This is a genomic window from Psychrobacter sp., assembly GCF_036731945.1.
Taxonomy (GTDB): Bacteria; Pseudomonadota; Gammaproteobacteria; order Pseudomonadales; family Moraxellaceae; genus Psychrobacter.
This window is the reverse complement of the sequence record NZ_DAINDI010000084.1, coordinates 1-10,572: the sequence shown is the minus strand read 5'-3', so window position 1 is coordinate 10,572 and position 10,572 is coordinate 1. Positions and strand designations below refer to the sequence as shown.

Sequence of the window (10,572 nt, the reverse complement as noted above, 5' to 3'; positions counted from 1 at the left end):
CGATTCGCCTTGCGGCATTGGGCCTTGAGACGTATTTATTTGAAAAAAACACCTCGCTAATTGACGGGCCGCCGATGTGTCATTTGCATGCCGGTGGCAACCTATATCGTGAAATACCTGATGAAGATTGCGTTGCCCTGCTCAAACAATGCATCGATATTCTGCGCCTTTATCCTTATACCATTGATGTACGCCCGACGGTATTTGCGGTGCCGACGCGCGATGAAGGTTTGCCTGAGGATTTATTGCCACGCTTAGATATCTTAACCGACGCTTATCGAGAGCTTATCGCCGAAGATGCTAATAATAAAGTGCTTGGCGAACCTGAAAACTACTATCAGCTCTACAGCCATGAGCAACTGATTGCCTTATCTGAGCGCGAGCAAGTCGCGGTGCCGCACACGGTTGATGAATGGATGATACCAGTTGCTAAGTATTTGGATTTAAACAAGGTCAAATTTCCGCTGATTGTCGTACAAGAATACGGCTGGAATATCTTCCGTTTGGCAGCGTCTGCCCAAGTGGCTTTAGAAGGCTATGAGCACGCCCATGTTTTTACCGATACGCAGGTGAAGCAAGTGATGCCAGTCGATTGTGAAAACTGCTCAAATGCTGACCATCATGTGACCAAATGGCGCATTGATTATCAACAAGCAGCGAGCTCTGATACTGATACTGAAGCCAAAACCGATTCTATCGAAGTTGATTATTTAATCAACGCTTGTGGTTTTCGTACCGGCATTATCGATGATATGGTCGGTGTCAAAGTCACGCGCATGGTCGAGTTTAAATCGTCTTATATCACTCATTGGGGCGATACTGGCGGTCAAATACCAGAGATTATCGTCTATGGTGAGCGCGGCACACCGGAAGGCATGGCGCAGCTAACGCCCTACCCTGATGGTTATTTTCAGATACATGGCATGAGTAAATTTATCACCCTATTTGATGATGGTTTGGTTGCTTCTAACAAAAATAGTGCGCAACCGAAATTGCCGTCGCAATACCTGCATTATATCGAAGACGGTTGGGATAAAGCGCCGCTGCAAGCGCGCAGCCAGCAAGCGATTGATTACGTGGCTGAATTCGTCCCGACCTTTCATAGCGCGCGAACAGTTGGCAATGCGCTCTATGGCGGGCAGCAAATACCTGGGCAAGACGATACGCTGCGCGTTGCCGATGTGAGCTTATACTCTAATATTCGCTATGCGCGGGCAGAAAACGTCAAAGCATCATCGACGCTGATTGCTGCCGATCAAATCGTTGATGAATTGACGACACTTGGTTTGGTTGCTGATGAAGCGCTAGAAAACCATCAGCGTTATGCGCATGAATGGGCGTATTTAGCGCAAAATGATAGCGTGGCGATTGATAAAGTTGCGCGTCATTTGGCGCAAGAGCGCGGCTTTCCAATGGCAATGGCGGGCGTGAATCATGGTATTTGTGAAACGAGTTAAAATGATTTAAATGTTAATTTTAAATGTTAATAAAGTCAAAGCAAAAAAGAGAGCAAGGCTTAATGTTAGCCTTGCTCTCTTTTTTATCGTCTTACTAAAAAATATAGGCTGCTAATTACCCGCCATTTTCTCAGTATCAACGGCGTCATCTATTTTTACGACGGTTTTTAGCATGTCAATCGCTTCGCCAATGGTATTACAAACGACCAAACGCTCAAGGTCTTGTTGCTTCATAAAGCCTTGCTCAGCGGTGTATTGTAAATGTTCAATCATACAGTCATAAAAACCATTGATATTAAGAATAATCATCGGTTTTTCGTGCTGATATAGCTGACGCCAGGTGGCGATTTCCATGATTTCTTCTAGCGTCCCAAGCCCGCCCGGCAAGGTAATAAAGGCATCGGCATACTCTGCCATCACCGTTTTACGGGTGTGCATGGTATCGGTCAAATGCAGGCGCGTCAGCTGCTCATGGGCAATTTCGTGCTTGAGCATAAAGGTTGGAATCACGCCGACCGCTTGTGCGCCACCTCGGATGACTTCATCAGCGACTGCGCCCATCAGCCCGATGCTCGCTCCGCCATAGACCAAACCCATGCCATTATCGGCAAGCGCACTACCAAGCTCACGCGCTGCCTGCTCATAAACTTCATTATTGCCCAAACGCGAGCCACAATAAACCGCTACCAGCGGCATGGTGAGCGCTGATTTATCCACAGCTTTTTCAATATTGGTAATATCTTGACTGGTAATAACTTCATAAGTGTCATTGTTAATTTTCATTTGCATAGAGTTTCCTTAATTTTATATACATTGTTCTTATTAAATACTTAGCTATTAAAACATGATTAGTTATAGATGTTGCTTTTTTTGATGTAGGTTAATTGCTCGAAATATACAACGTCGAGCTTGCTCATAGAACTTAGAAGTCATTTTCGCCTGCCTTCCTCACTAAGATTTATTTTACCATAAGCAGTGTTACTGCAAAGTCATCATGCGGTTATCGCCAGCTAGGCTATAAAGTAAGCAATCACGGCTTAATGACTGCACGCTTATGTTTAAACACTTATGTTTAAGCATAAGCCCCTAGCAAGCATTTTTCTTTACCCAAAACACTGACTGATAAAAAACTCTTACTCATAAAAATGACAAAAATACATGAAGGTTAAACCATGGAAAACCCGCACAATCAAATAGATATTTATGCTCTAAGCATCATGACTGAGCGCAATCGAGCATTGGCAGCAACCGTTTATCGCCCTAAAGACGAGGTGAAAGCCGCGGTTATGATCGCACCGGCTACTGGTATCAAACGCCAGTTTTATCATAATTTTGCCACTTATTTAGCAGCAAGCGGCTTTGGGGTCATAACCTTTGATAATGAAGGTATCGGCGAATCGCTATCGTCTAATTTGGCGAAATGTGATGCTTCTTTAATCAGTTGGGGCCGTCACGACATGCCAGCCGTCCTTGATGCCTTGCAAGACGAATTTACTGATGCCACTTATCATTTAATTGGACATAGCGCTGGCGGTCAGCTTATTGGTCTGATGCCAAATTATAAGGCACTTACCTCAGTATTTAACGTCGCTTGTTCATCAGGGCAAATCAAAAATATGGACATGCCTTATAAGCTCAAAGCGATGGGTTTTATGGACGCCTTTATTCCGCTCACCAACTTGACGCTAGGCTATACGCCAGCGAATAAAATCGGCATGGGTGAGCCACTACCACGTGGCGTCGCTCGTCAATGGCGCGAGTGGTGCAACGGCGCAGGCTATATTAAAACCGCGTTTGGCAAAAGTATTCATACCCATTTTTATGATGAGATTGATATACCTGCGTTGTGGCTCGGCTTTAGCGATGATGAAATTGCCAATAGCAAAAATATCGATGATATGATTCGCGTCTTTAGCAAAATGCCAGTCGAAAAACGCTATTTTGACCCCGAAGAATTTGGCTTAAATAGTATCGGTCATATGCGCTATTTTAGCAGTAAAACCAACGCTAAAGCCCCGCAGCTTTGGCAAATGGCAGTCGATTGGCTAGCTAAGCAGCAATAAGTTTTGTTTAGTGCCGCCATTCAAGTGCATGCCATTCAAGCGCAAGTCTATTTAGTCTTGCGTGTTTTTTGCTGCCTGTTCTGCTTTAACACGCTTGGTCAACGCAGAATACAGCGACGGCTGCATATTATGAATGTTGCCTAGCATCCATTTTACGTAGCTAATTGGCACGTCTTTAATCGGCGTACCCTTATGTTTGCCAAAGGGCATTTTGCTCAGTGGATTGGCTTTATTGGCGATAGCGTGCGCTGCGGCAAAATCTGTCGGCGCAATCTCTAGGCGCTCGCAGCAGGCCTGATATAGCAGATAACACATACGCGCATCGCCCAGCGCATCATGAGCGGCAATCGTCATTTTACCTGCCTCGCCTTTACCTAATAATTGCTCGATACATTTCGACTGCCCATAGGCACTCCACTCTGGAAAGGCCACGCGCGCCAGCCGCACCGTACATATCAGCTTGGCGGACGGACTACCAATCACCCGCCAATCAAAGCGCACATTATGGCCAATCAAATACTGCGGCAACTCAAATTGCTCAAGCTTAAAGCGCTCAAGACCGGCGACATCGTCATCGGTGATACCATGGATTCTAATCACGACGGGCGATATCGAGCGTCCACTATTAAAGTATTTCATCCACTCAAATCCTGTCGCTACATTGATTGTCGCCACTTGAATCGGACGCGGATCACGGCCTTGGTCGGTTTCGGTATCGATAATCAGCGCAGTATCGGTCATAAAGATTTGGCCATCAGTATTTAAAAATAGGTAGCAATATAGGTTTTCTACATAGACCTAAAAAATAGGGGAGTTTTAAAAGCAACAATGTATTTATGGGGATAAAAGCTAAAGATAACAATGGCATACAAAGAATAGCGGCGTTACCTCTTATACTGTCTATAAGCGTTAATTTAAAAAAGAGATATCAATGCTAGCAGATGGCAATAACCCGCAGCCAAGCCCAAGTAAAAAGCCAAACCTTTTACGCCGTGTACTAAGTGTATTCATCAAGGCGGCGGTGTTACTGATGCTGTTATTTGTCTTTGACAAGCTCTTACCGAGTATCAGTCAGCAAACCCAATCGTTTGTACTGGCAAAATGGCAACAGCTTAGTTTATTACAACAAGCATTACCGACAGAAAATAGCTTACCTAGCCCACTGCCCGAACGACACTTAACGGATACATGGGGCTCGGCGCGTAGCCAAGGTCGCTCTCACGAAGGCATCGATATATTTGCCAAGCGCGGTACGCCGATACAGGCAACGACGCAAGGCATCGTCAGCAAAGTTGGCGAAAATAGCTTAGGCGGGCGCGTGGTGGTCATCATTGGACCGGGCGGCGCCGGCCATTATTATGCCCATTTAGAGGATTATGCCGATATTAGCCCGAACGACTGGGTAAATGCTGGCGATATCATCGGTTACGTCGGCGACAGCGGAAATGCCAAAGGTACGCCGCCACACGTCCATTATGGGATTTATATCAATGGCAGCGCGGTCAACCCTTATCCACTTTTGCAAAAGCCTGATAGCTAGCGTTTGAATTTTTGGCCTTTAAAATCTGACCCTTTTAAAAATAAGACCTTAAACTTCCAATATAAAATTTAACGGCCCATCATTGATACTTGCCACTTGCATATCAGCGCCAAACTCACCAGTTGCTACATGGGAATGTTGATTTTTGGCATAATTCACCAGTTGCTCAAATAACGCTTGCGCAGCATCGGGTGCCATCGCGCCGCCAAAGTCAGGACGGCGACCTTTATCGGTTTTTGCCATCAAGGTAAATTGTGACACCAATAATAAACCGCCGCCTACTTGCTGGACATTTTTATCCAATTTACCAAACTTAGCAGGATCATCGTCATTCTCAAAAATGCGATAAGTGAGGATTTTGTCAATCATACGCTGCGCACTTTGCAGATTATCCTCATGACCCAAGCCAATATAGGCCAAGATTCCATGCTCAATCGCACCAACGCAGTGCGCATCGACAGTGACGCTGGCGCGCTGCACCCTTTGTAACAGTGCTCTCATTTACAGCCTTCCTTATTTATAAATCGCTTACAGTTTATGGTCATACAATCATACCCTGACCATGATAAAATACCGCCATTAACTTGCCTATTAATAATTACATCGAACCCTATTTTGGTAACCTCATTATGAATTTATTTGCCACCCTTCAACAATTTGTACCGCAGCAGCAGCTGAGTAAAGTCGCTGGACGTCTAGCCGCCAGCCGCCACCCTTATGTCAAGCGTGCGTTTATCCGCAGCTTTGCCAAAGCTTACAATGTCAGCTTAGATGAATATGAGCGCCAAAGTTTTAATGCTTATGAAAGTTTTAATGACTTTTTTACCCGTGAGCTAAAAGACGACGCGCGTTTCATCGATAGCCGCGCAAACGGTATTGTCAGTCCTGCCGATGGCGTTATCTCGCAATTAGGGCAAATCCGCGATCATAAATTACTGCAAGCCAAAGGTCGTCATTATGACATCGGGCAACTACTCGCCGATAGCGAAGATGGCAGTTATTTTGCTGATGGTAGCTTTGCCACTGTGTATCTTGCGCCGAGCAACTATCACCGCGTGCACATGCCATTTGCGGGTACCTTGACCAAGACCCGTTATATACCGGGTACCCTATTTTCTGTCAATAATGTCACGGCGGCAAACGTGCCGGATTTATTTGCCCGTAATGAGCGTTTGGTCTGTTTATTTGACACAGAATATGGCAAAGCGGCGGTGGTCATGGTTGGAGCGATGATTGTCGCTGGTATCGAAACCGTCGCGACGGGTAAAATCAGCCGCACTGAGAATATCCAAGAAATGGTTCACAATATGAGCTTTGCCAAAGGCGATGAGCTTGGACGCTTTTATTTAGGCTCAACGGCGATTGTCGTTCTACCAAAAGGTGCAAAAGCCGATTGGCAAGACAGCTTACAAACCAACAGTATGGTAAAAATGGGACAGCTATTGGGTGTTGCGAATAAATAGCAGTTTTATAAAGACTCTAAAAACCTCTACGTATAAGCCTAGTTAAGCCACTCAGCTTAGCTAGGTTTTTTATTAGGCACATTCAACCTAATACCGAAAATGCTTGTGAATAGGATACGCAAATAAGATGTTTTCTTCTTGCGTTCCGCGTCCGATGTTATGAATAATCAACGGCGAGCCATCAGCGGCGACTTTATTAGAAACGATGCCCATATGCGGTAAATTGCCGTTCGGCAGCCGCCACGTCACTATATCACCGGCTTGAAAGCTAGATTTATCAGTGGTAGATAATGTTCGACCATGACGGGCAAAAAACACCTCAAGATTCGGCACACGGCGGTGATCGATATTTTTATCGGTTGATTTTAGTCCCCACGTCTTTGGATAGGCCGACCAATTGGACTTCATATCGTGATTGACCAACTGCTGTAAATCGATATTTTGCAGACGGTATGCCCGTACGACAACATCGGTACAAACGCCGGTTTCTATCGATACATCGCCACGCGGAAAATCCAGCTGACGATAGGTAGGGTCATAGCTGGTGGTCACACCTATCTGTTTTTTGGCATCATAGGCCAATTTATCGCCATTACCAACAGACTCGGTCGCCTGCGCCAATTGCGCTAAACTTAGTACGCCAATAAAAACCAGTGATTTCGCGAATGTTTTATAAGTACCAGCTATTTTCATGTGACCGTCTCTTTGCGTGATTCCCCCAATATAAAGGCTTTAGTGCAGGAAGATAATGGGTGATTTGTAAACAGTTGACAGACAAAAAAAACTTTTAATCACTTATCTATCAATCAGCCAGCCTTGCTCGGTCGCATACTCAACCTGTTTCAATAGCCATTGATGAATACTCGGAAAGCTGTCTCTAATAAACCTTAAGACGCCAGTCACTTGCGAGCGTGTCACCCCATGATCACTCCATGTTTTCCCGCCCGTATTTAAATTTAACAAAAATGGCAAAATTCGATCAACCACTCTCAGCAGCTCAGCCTCTTTGCTCCTGCCCGTTTCTTGCGCTTCCCAAATCTCACTTAAGTTTTTGATACCATTGCCGCGCTCAGCTTGCAATCGAGCGATGCCCTCGCGCTCTCCAGCGTGAGCGTCAGCTCTACTATTGGCAAATAAAAATGTATCACCGGCATCAACTTCACCCAAGTCATGTATTAACGCCATTTTCAGCAATTTTTCATGATTAACATCAATCTCAAACTGTTCAGCAATTGACCAACAAGCCATCGCCAAATGCCAAGAGTGCTCGGCAGAATTCTCCAACCGATTTGTTTTCGTCACATAACTGCGCCGATTGACGCGTTTTAGCGCATCCAACTCTAATAAAAAATGCGTTACATCGTCAATATCAATATTTGCAGCAGTCGCAGGGTCGGTCAACGGTGTATGGTTGACACCATTAGAATAGGGTAACGTCATGATTCTCTCTAAATAACTGATAAATTTGAGCGCTGTCTTTTCACCCAAAGGCAGATATTATAGTAAATATTTAAGCACCGCGGCATTTATAGCCGTTATAAAAACCGTAATCAACTTGCTTCGATATAATTTTTCGATAAAAAAATAGCGCCGATAGTATTGAGCGCTATTTTATTTTTAAGAATTATTAAGAAACTATTTTTAATAATTAAATTTGCTTAAGCATGATGCTTAATTAGGCTACTTAATCAAATTGCTAATAGTTTTAAACGCTGGGTCTTTACTGCTGCGGCATAATTCAAAAAGAATGGACTCTACCGTGCTAATCACACCACCAGCGCGGCGTATACGGCGAATCGCTTGCTTCTTATCATAAGGAAAGCGTGAGCCGACCGCATCACCAATAATCACGGGCTGCATGCCATTATCGAGTAAATCAAGCGCCGTTTGCATCACGCAGACATGCGCCTCTACCCCAAACAATAAAACGATACTACGATTTTGCTGGGCCAAATAATGCCACGAATCATCGTTATCGCAGGCGCTAAACGTCACTTTCTCAAAGCTTTTGGCATTGTCACCTTCTAATACATCGCGTATTTCAGGCAACGTATCGCCAAGTCCCTTTTTATACTGTTCATTGAGCATGATAGGAATATCGAGCGCTTGCAGCCCCTTAATCAGTGTCACGGTTTTTTTAATGATATTTTCGTGGTCATAGATATGTGGCGTCAAGCGTTCTTGGATATCGATAATCATTGCTTGGGTATTTTCGCGGGCGATACGATAAGTGCGATCGGTAATCATGGTAGACATAGTACACTCCTTGTACGACTGACCTTATTATTAAAGGCTATGTTAGATTTATCATAGGTGTTTTCGTTATTGTTCTTATTTAGTCATAGTTTGCTAAGCGGGTCAATGAAGATAAATCTTATTAACAATTATGAACAGGATATTATAAAACCAGTTTTTAATTGACCAACATAAAAACCCCTAGTCATCATGACTAGGGGTTTTTGTTAAAGATATAAAACTAAAAAGATTTATTAAAACGCTTAAACACGCTCAATCACAGTCGCGATACCTTGGCCTAGGCCGATACACATAGTGGCAAGGCCAATCTCTGTATCCATTTGCTCCATAGCGTTTAGCAAAGTAACCGTGATACGAGCACCAGAACAACCGAGTGGATGACCTAGGGCAATCGCGCCACCATTGACGTTGATGATGTCTTGCTTGTCGGTCAAGTTCAAGGCTTTCAGTACCGATAGTGCTTGAGCTGCAAACGCTTCGTTAAGCTCGATGGTTTGCATATCATCGATGCTCATGCCAGCGCGTTTTAAGGCTTTTTGGGTTGCAGGAACTGGACCATAACCCATGATAGCCGCATCACAACCAGCAACCGCCATACTACGAATACGCGCACGTGGTTTTAGACCCAAATCTTTGGCTTTTTGCGCGCTCATGACGAGCATCGCTGACGCACCGTCAGATAAAGCTGATGAAGTTGCCGCAGTGACTGTACCGCCTTTTGGATCAAAGGCTGGACGTAGCTTTTGCATTTGCTCCATCGTCGCATCTGGGCGAATCACTTCGTCAACAGTACATAGTTGCAAACGACCGGCGGCATCATGACCTTCGATACCGATGATTTCATTGTCAAAACGACCTTCTGTGGTGGCAGCCCATGCACGGCGATGCGACTCAAGACCAAAGGCGTCTTGCTCTTCGCGGGTGACGTTATTCATACGACCGAGCATTTCAGCGGTTAAGCCCATCATGTTCGACGCTTTTGCATAATGTTTTGAGGCTTCAGGATTTAAGTCAACGCCATGCATCATGCCAACGTGACCCATATGCTCAACACCACCGATAATGAAAACATCACCTTGGTTGGTCATGATTTGCGCCGCAGCCGTATGTAGCGCCTGCATAGATGAGCCGCATAGACGGTTCACCGTTTGGCCGCCTGCAGTCTTTGGAATATCAGCTAGCAAGCCGATGTTGCGGCCAATGTTTAAACCTTGCTCTAAAGTCTGGTTCACACAGCCCCAAATGATGTCTTCAACGTCACGTGGGTCAAAGTCGTTACGCTCAACCAAGGCACGAACCAATTCAGCAGAGATGCTATCAGCGCGAACGTGGCGGAACATACCGTTTTTAGATTTACCCATCGCTGAACGTACGCCATCTACGATGACCACGTCTTTTGGACTTAAAGTTGTCATACTATCTTCCTTTTCAATTTTTATTGTCAGTGGCAGTACCACAATGCTCGCCATATTTTATGTAAAAGATTATTCATAATAAATAAATCATCAATAACCTTATCGAGCATGGGTACAGCACTTCATCCTAGTAATGACCGACCATTACGCAGTGGCGTAAAAAGTCTCGCCTGCGGCTGCCATATCGCGAATCTTTTGCGGCGCTTCATAGGCTTTGCCAAGGTGCGCGTATTTTTCGCATAGTGCCAAATAGTTATCTAGACCCATTTGGTCGATATAACGGCAAGGGCCACCGCGGAATGGCGGGAAACCAACGCCCATAATCATCGCCATATCGGCTTCAGATGGCGTGCTGACGATGTTGTCTTCTAGGCAACG

The 10,572-nt window shown here is 44.9% G+C and carries 11 protein-coding genes and 1 pseudogene; 4 read left to right on the top strand and 8 right to left on the bottom strand.

Features of this window, described 5'->3' with window-relative positions:
- Positions 1 to 1,457: FAD-dependent oxidoreductase (locus V7D75_RS13205; protein WP_333614923.1), on the top strand; the 1,457-nt coding region annotated here is incomplete at its 5' end.
- 111 nt (positions 1,458 to 1,568) lie between these two features.
- Here V7D75_RS13205 and V7D75_RS13200 read toward each other — a convergent pair.
- Complete coding sequence (locus V7D75_RS13200; RefSeq protein WP_333614922.1) at positions 1,569 to 2,246, bottom strand: TIGR00730 family Rossman fold protein; 678 nt, start codon at positions 2,244 to 2,246, stop codon at positions 1,569 to 1,571.
- Positions 2,247 to 2,629: 383 nt separating this feature from the next.
- Between V7D75_RS13200 and V7D75_RS13195 the strand changes: the two genes are divergently transcribed.
- On the top strand, positions 2,630 to 3,520 hold the full coding sequence (locus V7D75_RS13195; protein ID WP_333614921.1) for an alpha/beta hydrolase family protein: 891 nt from the start codon (positions 2,630 to 2,632) through the stop codon (positions 3,518 to 3,520).
- A gap of 51 nt (positions 3,521 to 3,571) precedes the next feature.
- On the opposite strand, the gene V7D75_RS13190 is transcribed toward V7D75_RS13195, so the two are convergent.
- A complete protein-coding gene (locus V7D75_RS13190) occupies positions 3,572 to 4,261 on the bottom strand; it encodes a putative quorum-sensing-regulated virulence factor (protein ID WP_333614920.1) in 690 nt (229 codons plus the stop codon).
- A gap of 190 nt (positions 4,262 to 4,451) precedes the next feature.
- On the opposite strand from V7D75_RS13190, the gene V7D75_RS13185 reads away from it, so the two are divergent.
- On the top strand, positions 4,452 to 5,060 hold the full coding sequence (locus tag V7D75_RS13185; RefSeq protein WP_333614919.1) for a M23 family metallopeptidase: 609 nt from the start codon (positions 4,452 to 4,454) through the stop codon (positions 5,058 to 5,060).
- Between the two features lie 48 nt (positions 5,061 to 5,108).
- Here the strand turns inward: V7D75_RS13185 and dtd are convergent, their stop codons facing one another.
- Positions 5,109 to 5,561, bottom strand: coding sequence for a D-aminoacyl-tRNA deacylase (gene dtd / locus V7D75_RS13180; RefSeq protein WP_333614918.1), 453 nt, complete (start codon positions 5,559 to 5,561; stop codon positions 5,109 to 5,111).
- A 128-nt stretch (positions 5,562 to 5,689) separates the two neighbouring features.
- Between dtd and asd the strand changes: the two genes are divergently transcribed.
- Entirely contained in the window at positions 5,690 to 6,523 is an 834-nt protein-coding gene (gene asd / locus V7D75_RS13175) for an archaetidylserine decarboxylase (protein WP_333614917.1), read from the top strand.
- An 87-nt stretch (positions 6,524 to 6,610) separates the two neighbouring features.
- On the opposite strand, the gene V7D75_RS13170 is transcribed toward asd, so the two are convergent.
- From V7D75_RS13170 to fadB, 5 genes and pseudogenes are all read right to left on the bottom strand, one after another.
- Positions 6,611 to 7,216 carry a DUF1287 domain-containing protein gene (locus V7D75_RS13170; RefSeq protein WP_333614916.1) on the bottom strand — a complete coding sequence of 202 codons (606 nt, stop codon included), beginning with the start codon at positions 7,214 to 7,216 and terminating at the stop codon, positions 6,611 to 6,613.
- A gap of 102 nt (positions 7,217 to 7,318) precedes the next feature.
- Entirely contained in the window at positions 7,319 to 7,963 is a 645-nt protein-coding gene (locus V7D75_RS13165) for an HD domain-containing protein (protein WP_333614915.1), read from the bottom strand.
- Between the two features lie 240 nt (positions 7,964 to 8,203).
- On the bottom strand, positions 8,204 to 8,779 hold the full coding sequence (locus V7D75_RS13160; RefSeq protein WP_305935765.1) for an isochorismatase family protein: 576 nt from the start codon (positions 8,777 to 8,779) through the stop codon (positions 8,204 to 8,206).
- Positions 8,780 to 9,021: 242 nt separating this feature from the next.
- Entirely contained in the window at positions 9,022 to 10,194 is a 1,173-nt protein-coding gene (gene fadA, locus V7D75_RS13155; RefSeq protein WP_333614914.1) for an acetyl-CoA C-acyltransferase FadA, read from the bottom strand.
- A 144-nt stretch (positions 10,195 to 10,338) separates the two neighbouring features.
- Positions 10,339 to 10,572 (bottom strand): annotated as a pseudogene (gene fadB, locus V7D75_RS13150) (fatty acid oxidation complex subunit alpha FadB); the annotation flags it as partial.

Excerpts from the sequence above, each read along its gene's own strand:
- V7D75_RS13200 (WP_333614922.1), bottom strand. The coding sequence starts at position 2,246 with ATGCAAATGAAAATTAACAATGACACTTATGAAGTTATTACCAGTCAA.
- V7D75_RS13195 (WP_333614921.1), top strand. The coding sequence starts at position 2,630 with ATGGAAAACCCGCACAATCAAATAGATATTTATGCTCTAAGCATCATG.
- V7D75_RS13190 (WP_333614920.1), bottom strand. The coding sequence starts at position 4,261 with ATGACCGATACTGCGCTGATTATCGATACCGAAACCGACCAAGGCCGT.
- V7D75_RS13185 (WP_333614919.1), top strand. The coding sequence starts at position 4,452 with ATGCTAGCAGATGGCAATAACCCGCAGCCAAGCCCAAGTAAAAAGCCA.
- dtd (WP_333614918.1), bottom strand. The coding sequence starts at position 5,561 with ATGAGAGCACTGTTACAAAGGGTGCAGCGCGCCAGCGTCACTGTCGAT.
- asd (WP_333614917.1), top strand. The coding sequence starts at position 5,690 with ATGAATTTATTTGCCACCCTTCAACAATTTGTACCGCAGCAGCAGCTG.
- V7D75_RS13170 (WP_333614916.1), bottom strand. The coding sequence starts at position 7,216 with ATGAAAATAGCTGGTACTTATAAAACATTCGCGAAATCACTGGTTTTT.
- V7D75_RS13165 (WP_333614915.1), bottom strand. The coding sequence starts at position 7,963 with ATGACGTTACCCTATTCTAATGGTGTCAACCATACACCGTTGACCGAC.
- V7D75_RS13160 (WP_305935765.1), bottom strand. The coding sequence starts at position 8,779 with ATGTCTACCATGATTACCGATCGCACTTATCGTATCGCCCGCGAAAAT.
- fadA (WP_333614914.1), bottom strand. The coding sequence starts at position 10,194 with ATGACAACTTTAAGTCCAAAAGACGTGGTCATCGTAGATGGCGTACGT.